Origin of the sequence: Halomonas sp. McH1-25 (assembly GCF_022348165.1) — a bacterium.
Classification (GTDB): Bacteria; Pseudomonadota; Gammaproteobacteria; order Pseudomonadales; family Halomonadaceae; genus Modicisalibacter.
In genome coordinates this window covers 246,065-264,954 of the sequence record NZ_JAKRFI010000003.1, presented here as the reverse complement: position 1 = coordinate 264,954, position 18,890 = coordinate 246,065, and the positions used below count along the sequence as shown (strand labels likewise).

At 62.5% G+C, this 18,890-nt stretch carries 14 protein-coding genes; 10 read left to right on the top strand and 4 right to left on the bottom strand.

Annotated features, from left to right (window positions below; all coding sequences use genetic code 11):
• Nucleotides 1-9 precede the first annotated feature (9 nt).
• The gene (locus MHM84_RS10695; protein WP_239265873.1) at nt 10-2,187 is read left to right on the top strand and encodes an ATP-binding protein; all 2,178 of its coding nucleotides are present in this window, start codon (nt 10-12) and stop codon (nt 2,185-2,187) included.
• Here the strand turns inward: MHM84_RS10695 and MHM84_RS10690 are convergent, their stop codons facing one another.
• The 3 genes from MHM84_RS10690 to cra form a co-directional block, all read right to left on the bottom strand.
• Entirely contained in the window at nt 2,188-4,194 is a 2,007-nt protein-coding gene (locus tag MHM84_RS10690; RefSeq protein WP_239265871.1) for an alkaline phosphatase D family protein, read from the bottom strand.
• Between the two features lie 50 nt (nt 4,195-4,244).
• Nucleotides 4,245-4,910 (bottom strand): phosphoribosyltransferase, encoded by a 666-nt coding sequence (locus tag MHM84_RS10685; RefSeq protein ID WP_239265869.1) that lies wholly within the window; start codon nt 4,908-4,910, stop codon nt 4,245-4,247.
• A 116-nt stretch (nt 4,911-5,026) separates the two neighbouring features.
• Nucleotides 5,027-6,016 (bottom strand): catabolite repressor/activator, encoded by a 990-nt coding sequence (gene cra / locus MHM84_RS10680; RefSeq protein WP_239265867.1) that lies wholly within the window; start codon nt 6,014-6,016, stop codon nt 5,027-5,029.
• A 200-nt stretch (nt 6,017-6,216) separates the two neighbouring features.
• Here cra and ptsP point away from each other — a divergent pair, with 200 nt between their 5' ends.
• The 7 genes from ptsP (at nt 6,217) to MHM84_RS10645 (ending at nt 16,291) form a co-directional block, all read left to right on the top strand.
• The gene (ptsP, locus tag MHM84_RS10675; RefSeq protein ID WP_239265865.1) at nt 6,217-9,093 is read left to right on the top strand and encodes a phosphoenolpyruvate--protein phosphotransferase; all 2,877 of its coding nucleotides are present in this window, start codon (nt 6,217-6,219) and stop codon (nt 9,091-9,093) included.
• On the top strand, nt 9,093-10,061 hold the full coding sequence (gene pfkB, locus MHM84_RS10670; protein WP_239265863.1) for a 1-phosphofructokinase: 969 nt from the start codon (nt 9,093-9,095) through the stop codon (nt 10,059-10,061). Before ptsP ends, pfkB begins: the two co-directional genes overlap by 1 nt.
• The gene (locus MHM84_RS10665) at nt 10,058-11,821 is read left to right on the top strand and encodes a PTS fructose-like transporter subunit IIB (RefSeq protein ID WP_239265860.1); all 1,764 of its coding nucleotides are present in this window, start codon (nt 10,058-10,060) and stop codon (nt 11,819-11,821) included. Before pfkB ends, MHM84_RS10665 begins: the two co-directional genes overlap by 4 nt.
• A gap of 197 nt (nt 11,822-12,018) precedes the next feature.
• Nucleotides 12,019-12,591 carry an antibiotic biosynthesis monooxygenase gene (locus MHM84_RS10660; protein ID WP_239265857.1) on the top strand — a complete coding sequence of 191 codons (573 nt, stop codon included), beginning with the start codon at nt 12,019-12,021 and terminating at the stop codon, nt 12,589-12,591.
• A 259-nt stretch (nt 12,592-12,850) separates the two neighbouring features.
• On the top strand, nt 12,851-13,267 hold the full coding sequence (locus MHM84_RS10655) for a CopG family transcriptional regulator (RefSeq protein ID WP_239265854.1): 417 nt from the start codon (nt 12,851-12,853) through the stop codon (nt 13,265-13,267).
• A 30-nt stretch (nt 13,268-13,297) separates the two neighbouring features.
• Nucleotides 13,298-14,578, top strand: coding sequence for a PHB depolymerase family esterase (locus tag MHM84_RS10650; protein WP_239265852.1), 1,281 nt, complete (start codon nt 13,298-13,300; stop codon nt 14,576-14,578).
• A gap of 192 nt (nt 14,579-14,770) precedes the next feature.
• A complete protein-coding gene (locus MHM84_RS10645) occupies nt 14,771-16,291 on the top strand; it encodes an aldehyde dehydrogenase family protein (RefSeq protein WP_239265850.1) in 1,521 nt (506 codons plus the stop codon).
• Between the two features lie 100 nt (nt 16,292-16,391).
• On the opposite strand, the gene MHM84_RS10640 is transcribed toward MHM84_RS10645, so the two are convergent.
• Nucleotides 16,392-17,300 (bottom strand): NAD(P)/FAD-dependent oxidoreductase, encoded by a 909-nt coding sequence (locus tag MHM84_RS10640; RefSeq protein WP_239265848.1) that lies wholly within the window; start codon nt 17,298-17,300, stop codon nt 16,392-16,394.
• A 162-nt stretch (nt 17,301-17,462) separates the two neighbouring features.
• Between MHM84_RS10640 and MHM84_RS10635 the strand changes: the two genes are divergently transcribed.
• Nucleotides 17,463-18,080, top strand: coding sequence for a LemA family protein (locus tag MHM84_RS10635; RefSeq protein ID WP_239265846.1), 618 nt, complete (start codon nt 17,463-17,465; stop codon nt 18,078-18,080).
• Nucleotides 18,081-18,851 carry a YgcG family protein gene (locus MHM84_RS10630; protein ID WP_239265844.1) on the top strand — a complete coding sequence of 257 codons (771 nt, stop codon included), beginning with the start codon at nt 18,081-18,083 and terminating at the stop codon, nt 18,849-18,851. It abuts the gene before it with no gap.
• Nucleotides 18,852-18,890: the final 39 nt, after the last annotated feature.

Below are 18,890 nucleotides of genomic sequence, written 5' to 3'. Positions count from 1 at the left end.
AGGCCTGATTTGCACTATCCGCTTCGTTTGAAATGGGGTGCCATCGCTGCCGTGTTTTTCTTCGTGGCAGCCATCGGTGTCGTCAGTCTGATTGCCTGGCGTCAGAACAGCCTCGCGCAGAGTGTCGGAGGCGATGCCGCCTGGGCGGCCTATAAGCTGGATCGTGAAGCCGTCGAGCTGCGTAGCCAGTTGCTACGCAGCGATCCGGGATCGAGCGAAGATCTGGCCGATATCCGGCTGGGGTTCGAGCTGTTATACAGCCGTGCCAACCTGTTGCAGACGGGCCAGGTCGCTGAACTCTTTCATACTATCGGTAGCATCGACGAAGTGTTGCCCCGCATCTTCGCTCAGGTCGATTCCATCGACAGGATGCTGAACAGTGTGGATGAGCTGGACCCGGCCGATATCGACCTTCTGCAGTCCAGCTTGGCCACCTTGGGCGACAGCTCGCAGCGTCTGGTCATCGCTATCAACGAGTATCTGGCCGAGTCCAAGACCCGCGATCGGGAAACGCTGCTTCAGCTTTATGGCTTATTGCTGGCATTGATCGTTTTCAAGAGCCTGACGTTGTTGGTCATCATCCGCTTCCTGTTTCAGGAAGCACGCGATAACGAGGCGTCGCGGCAGGCTATGGAAACGTTGAGCCGCGAGCTGGAAATCACTGCGCGTAAGGCCGAATCGGCCAGCCGGGCCAAGTCGGACTTTTTGGCCACCGTCAGTCACGAGGTACGCACCCCATTGAATGGTGTGATCGGCATGAGTGCGTTGCTCATGGATCGTCAAAGCGATCCTCAGTCGCGCCGCTATGCACGCACCATCCATGAAAGTGCAGAAATCCTGCTCAGTTTGATCAACGACATTTTGGATTTCTCCAAGATCGAGGCCGGACGTCTTGAACTCGAACATACGGTTTTCAATCTACGCGACACCCTCGATGGCGTACTGGCGCTGTTCGCGCCGCGCCTCGAAAGCGGAATGCTGCGTCTGGCCCAGGACGTCGATCCGCACTTGCCGCCCTGTCTGATCGGAGACTCGAGCCGAATACGTCAGGTGCTGCTCAACCTGTTGTCGAACGCCTTCAAGTTCACGATGGAAGGGCAAGTGACGCTCAGCGTCCGGCGGGCGGCGAACGGTGGTGTGCATTTCGAAGTCAGCGACACCGGCTGCGGCATCCCGCTCGAGCAGCGCGAAGCGTTGTTCGAGCCATTTCGTCAAGGCGACGCCTCGACGGCGCGACGTTTTGGCGGATCGGGTCTGGGGCTGGCTATCTGTAAGCGCTTGGTCGAAGCGATGGGAGGCACGATCGGCTTGGATAGCCGCGAAGGGCAGGGCAGCCGGTTCTGGTTCGAGTTACCGTTGGAAGATGCCCCGCCCGAGTCCGTGCCGCACCAACCGCGGACCTTCCTCACCCTGGACAATCAGCACGGCAAGTGTGAGCGTTTGCTGGTTGCCGAAGACAATCCGGTCAATCAGCAGGTGGCCGTTGCCATGCTGGAACGTTTCGGCCATCGCGTCGATCTCGCCGCCAATGGTGCCGAGGCCGTCGACATGGCACGCAAGCAGACCTACGCCATGATTTTCATGGATATGCAGATGCCTGGGATGGATGGTTTCGAAGCGACTCGACAGATTCGCGCAACCGATGAGCGTTTGGCGCGGATACCCATCATTGCCATGACCGCCAGCGCGCTTGGCGGAGAGCAGGCCAAGTCGCAGGCGGCCGGCATGAATGACTACCTGACCAAGCCGATCATGCCCGACAGCCTGGGGGCAGTGTTGGCCCGTCACCTTGGCCAGCCGCTGCCGGACGATGCCGTGCCGCGCCGCATGAGCGATGCCGGCACGATCGATTACGCGCTATTGCGCGAGCTCGAGTATTCCCTGGGGTTGGCCATGTTGCGTGATCTGCTGGTGCTGTACCGCGACCAGATGCCGGAGCGCTTCGCCGCTTTTGATGCGGCGCTGGCCGAGGATGACGGCCAGGAAATAGTGCGCCAGGCGCATCTGCTCAAGGGCGAATCCAGTGGCCTTGGGTTCAGGGCGGTAGCGGATCTGGCCGAAGAGCTCGAGCTGCGTGGGCAGCGACTGTCACGAGTGGAGCGTGAACGGCACGTGGCGACGCTCAAGGATTACATCGCACGTAGCCTGAAAGAGTTGGAAACCGGCATCGCGGTCCTGCCTAAGTGATTATCCGCGGGGAGGATCCGAGCCGGCCCCGACCTGATGGGAAGACGTCGTGGTGGGGAGTGAATCCGTATCGGCAAGAAAGCGTATCGTGCGCCCGTCGTTACCCAACTGCTGAATCTGCACGGGGCATCCGGTGAGGTCGAACGTGACATGGCCGATACCGGCACCGTTCCACAGGCGTTCGCCCGCTTTGGCATGGTCCGGCACCCTGGGCTGCACATGCATGCGTCGCCGCTTGGTGAACCAGTTGAGGGGCGACCAGGGCGCGTAGAGCCAGCGGTTGAGCCGATCGAACCAATCGAGCAGCGTGGCGGGAAATTCGTTCTTCACGCCGCTACTGGTGATCTGCCAGATATGCGGGCCATGTTCACGCTGACGAATGCGCACGTCGTAAACGAATGAATAGTGCACATCGCCCGAGAGGATCACATAGTTTTGTGGCGTCCGCGTATGCCGGAAAATGTTGAGCATGACGCTGGCAGCGCCGCGATGCGCCATCCAGTTTTCGGCGTCAACTAGCAGCGGTTTGCCTGCCCAACTGAAGAGACGCTGGATTCCCTCGATCAACTTGACCCCGAACATCGGTGCTGGCGAGACGATGATTACCGAACGCTCGTCGAGCAGGTTCTGTTGCAGTTCGCTCAACGCCTCCCAGTCCATCAGTCCCGAGGGGCGCTGCCGGTTGCGTTCGCTACGCCAGCGTCGGGTCCGGGTATCCAACACGATCAACCGGGGCGAGGTGGGAAGAACATATCCCCAGCCATCGAAGCGCAGCAATTCGACGATGACTTTGTCCTGTTGCTGGACGGGCAGGTAGCCGTCAGTTGCTGCTTCCAGCAGTCGGCGTAGCCGGGCGAGCGGCATAGCCAGCGTGTCGGGAGCGTTGCCCCAGCCCTGGAAGAGGAGATAGGCGAGCAGGGCGTTGCCGATGATGCGGTGTGAAAAAGGATGGCCGTAGGCGCTTTCCTCCCAGGCAGCGGTCAGGTTCCAGTCGTCGGTGACGTCATGGTCGTCGAAGATCATCAGCGTCGGTACCTGCGCCAGAAGGCGGGCCACTGCGGGTAGCTCGGCCACGAAGCCATCGAGGATGTCGCGTTCCGCGACGAAGCGTGCAGCGTATGTCTCGTCCAGTGCTGGGGCCTGGCCACTTATCAGGCGCCATGGCTGGGGAGACCAGACCAGCAGATACATGGCGACGATTTCGGCAAAGGTAATGAGATGATTGGCGGCATTGGCCGAGGTGAAGATGGGTTTCTTGGCTCCGCCGAAAAAACGCTCGCGCAGTGCCTCGTTGGACTCGAAGGCCGGCAGCAGCTGCTCGCGTCGATAGTAGGTCGACTCGGCGGCGTAAAGTGCCTCGCTATCCTCGACCACAGCGCCTTCCAGATGCTCGCCGACCAGGCCAAGACGCCGAATCAGTTCGTGGATGGCCGACAGCATGGGACCGGCAACGTCGTCGGCGTAGATCTGATCCCCGGTCAACAGTAGCAGGGCAGGACGTTCGGCAGCGTTGTGGCGCCGCTCGTCGAGCCAGGCATCGGCACGTGCCAAGCCATCCTTCGAGGCATGATGAGGTTTGCGGCAGGAGCCATGCAGCAGGTTGTCGAGGCGCGACTTGATCACGAAAGACGGGTGCGTCTCGCCAGCATACAGAAGGTGCGGGGCCCAGGAAGCGATACCTGACTCATTGCCTTGCGTATCGCGAATCAACAGGTCATAACCGATCAGGACATCGCTCGGCAGCGGCGAGGCCAGCTCGACATCGATGAGATGGACGTAGGCGTGAGCGCCGAGGGGAATGCACTCGCAGTGGCCGGCGAGCGCAAGATGACGGGCAGACTCGTTATCGGGATAGAGCGCCAGACTGAACGACAACTGACGGCTGGCGACCAGCCAAAGCGCCATGCGGCCGGGCTCGATACGGCGCAGCAAGGGACCGGCAAGTACGTCCGGCAGAGTATCGTGTGACGCCATGTCGTTGCCGGCGCTGAGCGGGGCGGTTTGCATAGGATACGCAGCATAACCCGCCCCGTAAGGGTTGACCAAGGTTCTGGCGATTACGTGCTACTGCCGGAACGCAGGGCGGACTCGCTCAAGCAGGCGCTGACTTCGTCATCGCTGGTCTGGCCGAATTCCACGTACCATTGGCCGACGGCGCGGAAGGGTTCCGGCGTCGCGACACAAACGATGTCATCGACGTCGCTGGACAAGTCCTCCAGCGTCTCGCTGGGGGCGACGGGAACGGCCAGGGTGCAATGTTCGGCGCCCAACTGGCGTACGGCCTGGATGGCGGCGCGCATGCTGGAACCCGTAGCGATGCCATCGTCGACCAGAACGACCTCCTTGCCATGCAAGTCCGGATACGGTCGCTCACCGCGATAGGCAAGCTCGCGACGCGCCAACTCGCGGTTTTCCTTGTCGATGACGGCTTGCAGGCTGTCTTCTTCGAGACGGAGACGCTGCAATAACGAGTCATCCAGCACTGTGACACCGCCACTGGCAATGGCGCCCATCGCGAACTCTTCGTGGCCCGGCATGCCCAGCTTGCGTACCACCATGACATCCAGCGGGGCCCCGAGAGCGTGGGCGACGACTGCGGCGACCGGGACGCCGCCCCGCGGCAAGGCCAGCACCAGAATATTGTCCTGACCGGCACGCGCTTTCAGCCGGTCGGCAAGTGCCTGGCCGGCGGTGTGACGATTGGCGAAGGGAACTTCTGACATGGAAACCTCCTTGTAGGCCCGACAGTGCCTGCCATTTTCGGACTCGATGGGTCATGCGCTACTGCCATAGCGTGGTCAGGCGGTGGACTTTTTTCCAACCGGAGCGGGCGTGCCGGTCATGACGACATGCGTCGGTAGTGCAGAGAGCGCTCGACGATATCGCTACCGGGACGGTACTCCCCCTGTGCCGCGGCCAGCGCCCGCGCCAGGGTCAGGTCGGCGATACGGTCATGGTCCTGCGGCAACGAGTTGACCGGCTGAGGTAGAAAGTCGAGCAGGCGGTCGTCGCCGAACGTCGCCAGGCGCAGGTGCTGGGGCAGGCCACCATTTTCCAGCAGCACGTCGAATGCGCCATTGAGCAGAGTGTAGGAGGCCGTGACCAGGGCATCCGGCAGGCCATGCACGTCGAGCAGTTGACGCATCAATGCCGCGCCTTCGCTGCGGTCGTAGCGCTTGGCGGTCTGGATCAGCGGCGTGGCGCTGGTGTCTGCCAGCGCCTGATGAAAGCCTTGGCGCCGCTCTCGGGTGATGGAGAGTTCGTCGACGGCATCGAACCAGGCAATCCGCCGTACTTCCGGCGTCAGCACGGAACGGGTCAATGCCTCGGCAGCCGCGACGTTCTGGCTGATGATGCACACGAACCGTGTCGGATCCAATTTGCGGTCGATGGCGATGATCGGCAGCCCGCCGTTCATCATGTCGAGGTAGAAGGGGTCGTCGGGAGCCAGGCTACTGGCAACGATCAACGCCTGGCAACGTTGGGCGCGCAATGCCCTGGCCAGTTCACGCTCGGTATCGGGATCGTCGTCCGAGCCGGCAATGAGCAATTGATAGCCTTTCTCCCTGGCACCGCGCTCCAGACGCTTGGCCAGGCGGGCATAGCTGGCGTTTTCCAGGTCGGGAATGATCAGCCCTAGGGTTCGGCTCTGCCCGCGGCGCAGCGCGGCGGCTTGGGCATCGACCCGGTAGTGGTGGCGTTCGACGACTGCCATGACGCGCTCCACCGTCTCGCGGCTGATGCGACGTTCCGCGGCCTTGCCATTGATCACGTAACTGGCAGTGGTGCGAGAGACTCCGGCAAGGCGGGCGATTTCGGCAAGCGTCATGGCGTTTCCTTGTGACGGTAGACAGGTCTGGATGAGTCGGGCCAATTCTAGGGGAGCGGTCGGAAGCGGTATCCCCTGCTAAGGTCGTAGTCGCTGGCGCTTGATTAATTGCCTGTCTCGTTTCAGCATTGCGAGGAATTAAAGGTGACACGATTCAGCGTCCCGTTTCAATCGCTGTGGGAAGGCTGAAAGGAGGCTCCATGCTCACGCTTCATCAGGACGACGTCCTGCTCGACTGCCATGCATCCGACTGGCGGGATGCCCTGGACCAGGCCGCAGCATCGCTGGCCGAGGCCGGTCGCGCCACTCCGGACTACCGTCAGGGCCTGCACGACCGAGAGGCGCAGTCCTCGACTTACCTGGGCAATGCCATTGCCATTCCGCATGGCACGCCGGCCAGCCGTGACCAGGTACTCGAGACCGGCGTACGCGTGCTGCAATTTCCCGACGGCGTGGAGTGGCACGACGGCAACCGTGTCCACGTACTGGTCACTATCGCCGCCCAGAGCGATGAGCATCTGGATATCCTGCGTGCCCTGACCCACGTCCTCGATCGCGAGGGCGTGGCGGAGCGTCTTGCCAGGGCCGCAACGCGTGCCGACGTCATCGCCGAGTTGTCCAAGGCCCCGGTCATCGCCAAGGTCGACATCGATACCCTGTGCCTCAACTTCCCCGCCAAGGATCGCTTCGAGCTGGCCCTGGCCGGTGCCGCGCGTCTGCGCCAAGCCGGTTGTGTCAACGCCGAGTTCGTTGCTGCCATCGTTGAGCAGGAGCCTGTTGCGCTGGGCCAAGGGCTGTGGCTGGCCAGCAGTACGCAGGGCGTGACGACGCCGGCACTGTCGCTGGCCACGCCCGAGGCGGCCTTCGTCGGTCCCAAAGGGCCTGTGAATGGGGTGTTCTGCCTGGCCGCACAAGGCGAGTCCCACTTAGGGCTGCTCGAGCGTATCGCCGATCTGCTCGATAGCGGTGATGGCCAAGCATTGGCCGATGCCGATGCCGCCACCGTGCTGGCGCGCCTGGCCGGGGAGAGCGCCAGTGCCGAGACGGCACGTGCCCGCGTACTCAATGCTCATGGCCTGCATGCCCGCCCGGCCAAGCAACTGGTCCAGGTGGCGCGCAACCAGGGCATGCCGATCAAGGTGCGTCTACTCGAAGGCGGTGCCGAGACGGTATCCGCCGCGAGCCTGACCAAGGTCATCGGCCTTGGCGCACGGCGCGGGCAGACACTGGTGTTTTCCGCCGAGGGCGACGGTGCCGCCGAGGCCCTGCAGGCGATGGTCGAGGCCGTACGCGGCGGGCTGGGCGAGAAAGTCACGCCGCTGGACGAGCGCAGCGATATCGAGGAGTACCGCCCTGCGCCGATCGAGCTCGAGCCGCTCGCTGCCGACACTTCGCATCCCGCCGTGCCGGCGGCGCCGGGGTTGGCCATCGGCACGGTCTTCGTCATGCGCACGCCGCGCTTCGAGTATCCCGAACGGGCCCGCGACCTCGATGAGCCGCGCGGTGGCGATGCCTCGCGGCAGAAGGCGCGCCTCGAGCGGGCCCTGCAGTCGGCCGCCGAGCAGCTCGAGGCGCTGATCCGGCGCGCCCAGGGCGGCGAAGTGGCGGAAATCCTCTCCATGCATGAAGAGATGCTGGACGACCCCGAGCTTCGTGAATCCGCGCATGAGGGCATCGACGAAGGCCTGTCCGCCGAAGCGGCGTGGTGGCGCAGCGTGGATACCGCCGCCCGTGCTCAGGAAACCCTCGCCGATCGCCTGCTGGCCGAACGTGCCGCCGATCTGCGCGACGTGGGACGGCGCGTGCTGGGCATCCTGTGCGGCGTGGAACTGCCGACACCGCCCGATACGCCCTATATTCTGGTGATGGACGATATCGGCCCGTCCGATGTGGCGCGTCTGGACACCGCCAAGGTGCGTGGCTTGCTCACTGCGCGTGGCGGGGCGACATCGCACAGTGCCATCCTGGCCCGCGCACTGGGCATTCCGGCGGTGGTCGGTGCCGGCGAGCGCGTCATGACGCTGGACAACGGCAGTGAGCTGATTCTCGATGGCGAGCGTGGCCGGGTGATTCCCGCGCCGTCCCGCGAACGCCTGGATCGTGCCGAATTGCGTCTCAAGGAGCACGAAGCACGCCAGAAGGCGGCCTATGCCGCCCGCTTCGACGAAGGGCGAACGCGCGATGGACACCGCGTCGAGGTCGCCGCCAACCTGGGCAACACCGCGCATGCCGCCGATGCCGTGGAGTACGGCGCCGAGGGGGTCGGCCTGCTGCGCACCGAGTTCGTGTTCATGGCGCATGCCGATGCGCCGGATCTGGACACTCAGATCGCCGAATATCGCGAGGCTATCGACGCACTCGACGGCCGGCCATTGGTCGCACGCACCCTGGACGTCGGCGGCGACAAACCGCTGCCGTACTGGCCGCTTCCCCAGGAGGACAACCCGTTTCTCGGTCTGCGCGGCATCCGCCTGGCGCTGACCCGCCCCGAAATCCTCGAGACCCAGTTGCGTGCGCTGCTGACCGCCGCCGGCGACAAGCCGCTGCGTATCATGTTGCCGATGGTCAAGGACATCGGCGAATTCCGTGCCGCCAAGCGCATCGTCGATCGCCTGCAGCAGGAAATCCAGGCACCTGACGTCCAACTCGGCGTGATGATCGAAGTGCCATCCTGTGCGCTGCTGGCGCCCAGCCTGGCCGAGGAAGTCGACTTCTTCTCCATCGGCACCAACGACCTGACGCAATACACCCTGGCCATCGACCGCGGCCACCCTGAGCTTTCCGCGCAGTCCGACGGTCTGCACCCCGCCGTGCTGCGCCTGATTCAGATGACTGTCGATGCCGCCCACGCCAAGGGCAAGTGGGTCGGGGTGTGCGGCGAACTGGCCAGCGACACGCAGGCAGTGCCGGTGCTGGTCGGGCTGGGCGTCGACGAATTGTCGGTGTCGCTGCGTCAGGTGCCCATGGTCAAGGCGCGCCTGCGTGAGATCGATCTGGCCGAGGCGCGCCAACAGGCCGAGCTGGCGCTGGGCCAGGCCACGGCGGAAGCCGTACGCGAAGTCTTGGAGGCGCTGTAATGGCCCGTATCCTGACGATCAGTCTCAACCCGGCACTGGATCTGGCGATCCGCCTGCCTCGGTTGAGCTTGGGATCAGTCAATCGTACCGAGTCGACGCGCCTGGATGCAGCAGGTAAGGGCGTCAACGTGGCGCGTGTGCTGGTTGCACTGGGCCACGACGTGGCGGTGTCGGGTTTTCTCGGTGCAGCCAACGATGGCCCGTTCGTGCATGCCTTCGCCGACCTGGGGGTAGCCGATGCCTTCCTGCGTGTACCCGGAGAAACCCGTATCAATGCCAAGGTCGCCGAGCACGACGGCCGTGTCACCGACATCAACGGGCCGGGACTGCAGGTGGGGGCGGAGGAGATGCAACAACTGCTCGATAGCCTCGAGGCTCGCGCCAACGACGCCGACCATCGCCCGGATGCTGTCGTCATTGCCGGCAGTTTGCCGCCGGGCGTCACTGCAGACGATCTGGCCTTATTGATCGAGCGTCTGCAGTGTCATGGCTTGCCGGTGTGGGTCGATACCAGCGGCTCGGCATTGCAACGCGCCATCGCGGCCCGGCCCACGGCCGTCAAGCCCAACGAGCAGGAACTCGCCGAATGGGCGGGCGAGCCGCTGGACAGCGAACCGGCCCGGTTGCGTGCCGCGCGGCGCTTGCATGCCGCAGGCATCGACGAGGCAGTGATTTCCGCCGGTGGCGAGGGAGTGCTGTGGATCAGTCGCCGTGGAGCCTGGCTGGCCGTACCTCCTGAGATGACGGTGACGAGTACCGTCGGTGCCGGCGATACGCTGGTTGCCGGTATGTTGCACGGTGTGCTGGAAGGCCTCGCACCCGAACGCGCCTTGCAGCTGGCCACGGCGCTGTCTGCCGAATCCGTGCGCCACGTCGGTGTGGGGGACCCCACCGCTGCCGACTTCGATGATCTCCAACAACGCACGCGTGTGCGTCGACTCGATGACACCGCAGGGGAGCACCCATGAACGTGATCCTGATTACCGCCTGCCCGAGTGGCATGGCCACGACCTTTCTCGCCGCCCGCCGTCTCGAACAGGCCGCCCGTCGCCGTGGCTGGCAGCCCAGCGTGGAAATGCATGGCGAGCTCGAACCGCCCAGGCCGGTCAGCCAGGCTGACATCGATGCTGCCGAACTGATCGTCGTTGCCGCCGATCGCGTACCCGAGCCGCAGCGCTTTACCGGCAAGCGCCTGTTCCAGGCCTCGATCGCTCAGGCACTTCCGGATCCGGCCGGCTTTCTCGACCGAGCCAACCGAGAGGCGGCCGAGTTCGCGCCGGGAAGTGAAGCTATCCAAGGTGGGGCCGAAGTAGCTGCATCCCCCTCTCAGGCGAAGAAAATCGTCGCCGTTACGGCATGTCCCACCGGGGTGGCGCATACCTTCATGGCGGCCGAGGCGCTTGCTGAGGCGGGCCGCTCGCTGGGCCACCAGATCCGGGTCGAGACGCAAGGTTCCGTCGGTGCTCAGAACGAGCTGACCGATGAGGAAATCCATGACGCCGACGTGGTCATCCTGGCCTGCGACATCGAAGTCGACCCGACGCGCTTCGCGGGCAAGCGCATCTGGCGCACCTCTACCGGCAATGCGCTGAAGAAGCCCAAGCCGACTATCGAGACGGCGCTCGCCGAGGCAGACGTCGAAAGCCAGGGGGCCGCGGCGTCCGGCGGGGGCGAACGCAAGAAGAGCGCCAAGGAGAAGGGCGTCTACAAGCATCTGCTCACCGGCGTGTCGTTCATGCTGCCGATGGTCGTCGCCGGCGGCTTGCTGATCGCACTATCGTTCGTGTTCGGCATCGAGGCGTTCCAGGAAGAGGGGACGCTGGCCGCCGCGCTGATGCAGATCGGCGGAGGCAGTGCCTTCAAGCTGATGATCCCGGTACTCGCCGGCTACATCGCCTATTCCATCGCCGACCGGCCGGGTATTGCACCGGGCATGATCGGCGGCTGGCTGGCTGCGGACATCGGTTCGGGCTTCATCGGCGGCATTCTCGCCGGCTTCCTGGCCGGCTATACCGCCTGGGCGGTGACCAAGTATTTCAAGCTGCCGGCGAGCGTCGAGTCGCTCAAGCCGATCCTGATCATTCCGCTGATCGCCAGCCTGGTCACCGGGCTGGTGATGATCTACGTCGTCGGCGAGCCGGTGGCCGGCATCCTCGCAGCCCTGACGACCTTCCTCGAGAACATGGGCTCGACCAATGCCGTACTGCTCGGCATCCTGCTGGGCGCCATGATGTGCTTCGACCTCGGCGGGCCGGTCAACAAGGCCGCTTATACCTTCGGTGTCGGCCTGCTGGCCTCCGAAACCTACGCGCCCATGGCGGCAATCATGGCCGCCGGCATGGTGCCGGCATTGGGCATGGGCATCGCCAGCTTCGTGGCGCGCAAGAAATTCTCCGCGCCGGAGCGTGAGGCGGGCAAGGCCTCGTTCGTGTTGGGCCTGTGTTTCATCAGCGAAGGTGCGATCCCGTTCGCGGCCAAGGACCCGCTGCGCGTAATTCCCGCGAGCATGGTCGGCGGGGCGGTGACCGGGGCATTGTCGATGCTGTTCGGCGCCAAGCTGATGGCCCCGCATGGCGGCATCTTCGTGCTGTTGATCCCCAATGCCATCACGCCGGCGCTGCTTTACTTGCTGGCGATCGTCGTCGGCTCGCTGATTACCGGACTGGGCTATGCTGCCCTCAAACGGCATGGCGAAGAAGTGACCGTGGGCGCTACCAGTCAGGCGTGATCGATCCTGGCACCTGCCTTCAACGCCACCGGCCTTGCCGGTGGCGTTTTTCTTTGTCGGTTCGTGAATGACGCAGGCTGGCATTGCCGGCGGAGTTGGAGTAGTTTTTGCATCCTTCATGGCAGGGGCCCTTACCCGGGCCCGTGTCCTTTCGGCAGGCCCTACCCGGGTAGTCGAAGCGAACAAGGAGATACACAATGTCTACCCAACCCGTCACCCTGATGGTGGCGCGCCGCGTGGCCCGCGGGCGCTATCGCGATTTCATGACCTGGCTCGACGAAGGCCGCGAACTGGCTGCCGATTTCGGCGGCTACCTGGGTTCCGGCGTGCTGGCGCCACCGCCGGGCGGTGACGACGAGTACCAGATCGTCTTTCGCTTTGCCGATGAAACAGCGCTTGCCGCCTGGGAGCATTCCGCCTCGCGTCGCGCTTGGCTGGAGCGTGGCCATGGTCTGTTCGAGGCGCCGCATGAGCATCGCGCCACTGGGCTGGGAAGTTGGTTCCACGATGGCCAGGGGCGTACGCCGCCGCGTTGGAAACAAGCGGTTGCGATCTGGCTGGCATTCTTCCCTGTATCGCTGGGCTTCCAATGGCTATTCGGTGATGCGCTTTCCGGCTTGCCCCTGGTGCCCCGTGTACTGGCCAGTACATTGATGCTGACGCCGATCATGGTGTTCCTGTTCATTCCGATGTCGATGCGTCTGTTGTCGCCCTGGCTGAGTGCGCCGGTGGGTCGCCCTCGCCGAACCATGCACCAGCGCAGAGCATAGCCGACGGACTGTCTTCATCAGTAAGAGTGCCAGCCCATTTGGGCTAAGTTCCTCTGCGTGTGATTTTCCTCTCCGCACGGTTTTCTCCCCCGACGATCGATAAAACACCGGCGCTCCGCAAGGAGCGCCGGTGTTTTTGTGTGCCTGCAGCCAATCGGCGAATCAGCGCTTGCCATGTCTCGACATAGGCTATATACCATCTATATGGATGGCATATGGAATCCATGCGGATTCTACAAGGTTGCTAGAGGACATACTGATGAGTGTGCATGAGCTGCGACGCAAGGCCGGCGATACCACCGAGAAGATCACCATCAATCTGGGAGTGGTCGATCTGGGACAAATCGATCTGCTGGTGCAGGAAGGGTTCTACTCCAATCGCACCGATCTGATTCGTATGGCGATTCGCAACCAGCTATCGACCCATGCGGAGGTGGTGAGAGAGACAGCGGCTCGCAAGACCTTCGTGCTGGGCCTACAGCACTACAGTCGCACCGACCTGGAGGCGGTCCAGGCGGCGGGGGAAGTACTTCAGATCCAGGTTCTGGGGCTGGCAAGCATCGCCGATGACGTTTCTCCCGAGCTCGCCCTTGCCACCATCGATTCGGTCGTCGTGCTGGGGGCCTTTCACGCCAGTGCGGCGGTCAAGGCCGCCCTGGCGGACCGGATTCACTAATGGCGCTGCGGCGCCAAGGAAACTGCAACGATGAACAGGACGGTATTGGAAGGACTCCAAGAGGCCACACGCCTGACCCAGGCGGGGCAGTTGCATGAAGCGACCGCGATGATACAGCGCGCGCTGGGCGGCATGCCGGGCCAGGCTGACCGGAAAGAGCGGAACGAGCCTGTCACAAACTCGGCCCGTGGCACGACGTATGAAGGAAGTTGCCACGTGGTTGACGAGGAAGTTATCGATTATACCCAGGCTGAGCGTTCATCAGACTCGACGCTACAGCGGCCCTTTGCTGCCGGATGGCAGGGCGCGGAGTTCCAGCCTTCGTGGCAGGAGACCCTGCGCCGCCTGCGTGGCGCCGAGGGCTGGTCCCAGCCAATGGCGGGGGGGACGCAGCTGAGCGATCATGGGCCCGGGGAGTTCATTGCCGGGACGTTTTCCAATCATGCCGGCACGCGTGACTACAAGTTGTATATTCCCAGCGGGGACCACGATCGATCACTGCCGCTTGTCGTCATGCTGCACGGTTGCACCCAGAACCCCGATGACTTCGCCGTCGGCACCGGTATGAACCAGCTCGCCGAACAGCAGCCGTGTTATGTGCTTTATCCCGCCCAACCGACGACTGCCAACAGCTCCAAGTGCTGGAACTGGTTCAAGTCTACGGACCAGCAGCGCGAGCGTGGTGAGCCGGCCATTATCGCCGGCATGACCCGCCAGGTTCTCGACGAGTATCGTCTGGATGAGCAGCGGGTCTATGTGGCGGGCCTGTCGGCCGGTGGTGCGATGGCAGTGACATTGGCAATGACTTACCCGGATCTGTATGCGGCAGCGGGTGTACATTCGGGGCTACCGCACGCGGCTGCCCATGATCTGCCCTCCGCCCTAGCGGCCATGCAGGGCGGCACTGGCCCCTTGGCTGGCCACAGAAAAGGCGGAGCATACGGTAGCCCGGCAACGCCGGCCGGCATTCCCGCGATAGTCTTTCATGGGGACCGCGACACCACGGTAAATCCATGCAATGGCGACCGGGTGGCTGCGCAGTGCGCTCCGTCTGCCATCACGGGGGAGGGCACGGAGGAGAAGCTGGCAGAGCGTGTGGCACGCGGTCGAGTGCCCGACGGGCATGCCTACACTTGCACAACACGCCATGATGCGAGTGGTCAGCCTATTCTGGAACAATGGCAGATCCACGGGGCCGGGCACGCCTGGGCGGGAGGGGATGCACGGGGTTCCTACACCGATCCTAAAGGGCCGAATGCTTCCAAGGAAATGCTGCGCTTTTTCCTTGCCCACCCCAAGACTGCAAGGTGACCTTGGCATCCGGTTCATCTCGGTTGGCGAGCGCTTTTACTCTCTACGACCAAAGAAGTTTCCCGCCCCGTTTCCACATGCACAGCAGAGTGGCTAGATTTAAATAGGTTTGTAAGGAGACGGTGACCGAGGTGCAGCCTCGGTCACCGCTGTCGCGTATCCAGCGGAAAACAACAAGCAGGAGTGTTCGCCATGATCTACGCCAACCCCGGCAGTGCCGACGCCGTCGTCAGCTTCGAGAAGCGCTACGGCAATTACATCGGCGGTGAGTTCGTCGCGCCGGTCAAAGGGCAGTATTTCGAGAATATCAGTCCGGTCAACGGCGAGGTGATCTGCGAGATTCCCCGTTCGACGGCCGAGGACATCGACCTGGCGCTGGATGCGGCGCACAAGGCAGCACCGGCCTGGGGCAAGACGTCAGCACAAGAGCGCAGCAATATTCTGCTCAAGATCGCCGATCGCCTCGAACAGAACCTGGAGATGCTTGCCGTTGCCGAGACCTGGGATAACGGCAAGGCGGTACGTGAAACGTTGAACGCCGACTTGCCGCTTGCCGTCGATCACTTCCGCTATTTCGCAGGATGTATTCGCGCTCAGGAGGGGACCGCTGCCGATATCGACGCCAACACGGTCGCCTACCATTTCCATGAGCCGCTCGGCGTCGTGGGCCAGATCATTCCCTGGAACTTTCCGATCCTGATGGCATGCTGGAAACTTGGCCCGGCACTGGCCGCTGGCAACTGCGTAGTGCTCAAGCCCGCCGAACAGACCCCGGTGTCGATCCTCAAGGTGGTCGAACTGATCGGCGACCTGTTGCCGCCAGGCGTGCTCAATATCGTCAATGGCTATGGCGCCGAGGCCGGGCAGGCGCTGGCCACCAGCAAGCGAATCGCCAAGATCGCTTTCACCGGTTCCACGCCAGTGGGGTCGCACATTCTCAAGTGTGCGGCTGAAAACATCATTCCGTCGACCGTGGAGCTGGGCGGCAAGTCGCCAAACATCTACTTCGCCGATATCCTCGACGCCGAGCCGGAGTTCATCGACAAGGCAGCGGAAGGCATGGTGCTGGCGTTCTTCAATCAGGGCGAGGTATGTACCTGCCCATCACGTGCGCTGATCCAGGAGAGCATGTATGACGCGTTCATGTCCCGCGTGCTCGAGCGCACCAAGCTGATCAAGCGCGGCAATCCACTGGATACCGACGTTCAGGTCGGCGCCCAAGCGTCTCAAGAGCAGTTCGACAAGATCATGTCCTATATGGACGTGGCGCGCGAAGAAGGTGCCGAGTTCCTGACCGGTGGCGGCAAGGAAAGCTTCGACCCCGCGTATGACAAGGGCTTCTACATCCAGCCGACGCTGCTCAAGGGCAACAATCAGATGCGCGTCTTCCAGGAAGAGATCTTCGGGCCGGTCGTCGCCGTGACCACCTTCAAGGACGAGGCGGAAGCACTGGCGATTGCCAACGATACGGAGTTCGGTCTGGGCGCTGGCGTATGGACCCGCGACATCAATCTGGCCTTCCGCATGGGAAGGGGTATCCAGGCCGGCCGTGTATGGACCAATTGTTATCACCAGTACCCGGCGCATGCAGCGTTTGGCGGCTACAAGAAATCCGGTGTCGGGCGGGAGACACACAAGATGGCGTTGGAGCATTACCAGCAAACCAAGAATCTATTGGTGAGCTATGACACCAACCCATTGGGCTTCTTTTGAACCGGTCAGGCTTTGAGTCAATCCGCTTTTGAGCTAAGCGGGAGACTGAAACTGACTAGCGGCATGAACCGGGCGCGACGTAATCGCGCCCGGTTTTCAGCTATCGCTGCTGCAGCCGGTTGTGAATGGCGGTCGCTGCAATGGCGGCTTGACCGGTGGCAACCGTGATCTGGCTTAGTCGATTGGTCATGTCACCCGCAGCATAAAGACCTTCGATCCCTGTCTGCATATGCTCATCGATGATCAAATAGTCATCGGCATTGCGGCGTGCGCCAAGTTCCCGGCTGAGAGCACTACGCACCCGGGTGCCCAACGCACAATAAAGCACGTCGAACACATGCTCAGTGCCATCCTGCATCCGTACGTGCACGAAATCGCGATCGTCAGCGAAGATGCGATCCACGCATCCCTGGACGAGGCCGATGTTCTCTTGGGAAAGACGATCGGTCAGGCGCTGATCGAGAAAGGCGCCATCATCGATATCGACCATGGTCAGATCGGCACTGAAATGCTTGATGAATACCGACTCATGCACGCCATGTTCGTCCCGAGCAATGACACCGATCCGCTCGTTGGTGAATTCGAAACCATCGCAGATCGGACAGTAGCGGATAAGGGCCTTTTCTTTGACCGCCTGAAAGCCTTCCAGTTCCGGCTCGACATCAACTACGCCGGTGGCGAGCAGCACCGTTCGGGCCCGAATGACATCGGTGGGGGTATGTGCCAGGAAATCGCCGTTATCGGCACGTTGCAGGCTAAGAACCTCTCCCTGATGGACTTGGCCGCCATTGATCCGAAGTTGTTTCCTGAGCTGTTCCAGTAGGGCATTACCGTTGATGCCCTCAGGAAAGCCAGGGTAGTTATGCGTACAGGGAATCAGCGAAGCGCGGCTGTAGCCGGCATCGATGATGCGAATATTCCTGAAGAAACGGCTCAGGTTGATTCCGGCAGTCAGACCGGCCGGGCCTGCGCCGATGATCAGGCAGTCGAGAGGGGAGTCATCTTCCATGACGAGTCCTTTCAAAGTTGTATGGAAATGGGCCAGCACTAAGTCAAGCCTAGCCGTAAGTCAGGCTCGCATCACCTGGCTTCGTACTCGCAGCGCTTTTCCTTCCGAGAGTGGACATGTACTGTGATGGCTGATGATTCTCTGACAAGGACGAAACGAATCATGCGGATCGAACGTGCACTACTATCACAAGTCCAGGCTTGGCGGCTGGTCGTCCTGATCCTGCTGATAACGATGTTGACGGGATGCGGCATCAATAACATCCCAAGCTACGACGAGCAGGTAAAATCTGCATGGGCGCAGGTGGAAAACCAATACCAGCGTCGAGCCGATCTGGTCCCCAATCTGGTCGAGACGGTTCGTGGTTATGCCGAGCAAGAGCGGGAAACATTGACGGAAGTGATGGAGGCGCGGTCTCGGGCCACATCCATACAGATCGATGCGGATTCCCTGGACGATCCGGAGCAGCTTCGGCGTTTCCAGGAGGCACAGGGTGAACTGACCGGTGCGCTGAGTCGCCTGATGGCGGTCTCGGAGCGTTACCCTGAACTTCGCTCGAACGAAAACTTCCTGACCCTGCAATCGCAGCTTGAAGGGACCGAGAACCGGATCGCTGTCGCCCGCCGTGATTTCATTCAAGCCGTCGAGCGCTATAACACCGAAATACGCACCTTCCCGGGGCGCATCTGGCACAGCGTGCTTTACAGTGATATGCCCCTGCGCGAAAACTTCGAGGCGACGGCAGACAATGCCGAACAGGCGCCTCAGGTGGAGTTCTAGATGACTCGTTGTCTACGCCTGATACCGTGTTGGCTGTTGCTGGTATGTGCGTTAGGCGCACAGGCACAGCAAACGCCCGAGTTCCCCGAGTTGACTGGCCGTGTCGTCGATCAGGCCGAAATCCTCGATAGCCAGACCGAGTCACGTTTGACTCAGATGCTGGCAGCCCATGAGCAGGCCACGACTGAGCAGGTCGTGGTCGTCACCCTGCCGGACCTTCAAGGGCAAGCCATCGAAGAGTACGGCTATCAACTAGGTCGACAGTGGGGCATCGGCCAGGAAGGAGAGGATAACGGGGCGCTGCTGATCGTTGCGATGGATGAGCGGGCGATACGTATCGAGGTCGGCTATGGCCTCGAAGGACGCCTCACCGATGCACAAGCCTCGCTGATCATCAATCGCATCATTTCGCCTGCCTTTCGGCAGGGAGATTATGAGCAGGGCATCACCCAAGCTACGGAAGCGATAATCCAGGTGCTGGGTGGCGAGCCATTGGAAGGCCAGGGTCCGGCGGCCAGGGAGAGCGCCCCCGAACCTCGTGAAGGGCCTATGTCGGTCCTCTTCTTCGTCATGTTTGTCATCGTCATGGCTCTGGTGCGTGGCGGGGGCGGCCGTGGTGGCCGCGGTCGAGGCGGTATTCTTACCGGTGCTCTTCTAGGCGCCGCGCTAGGCCGTGGCGGTGGCGGTGGCGGTGGTGGCTTCGGCGGGGGCGGCGGCTTCGGCGGAGGTGGGGGCGGCTTCGGAGGCGGAGGCGCATCCGGGGGATGGTAGTACTATCCAGAAAAACCAGACCAGGGAAAGAGTACGCAA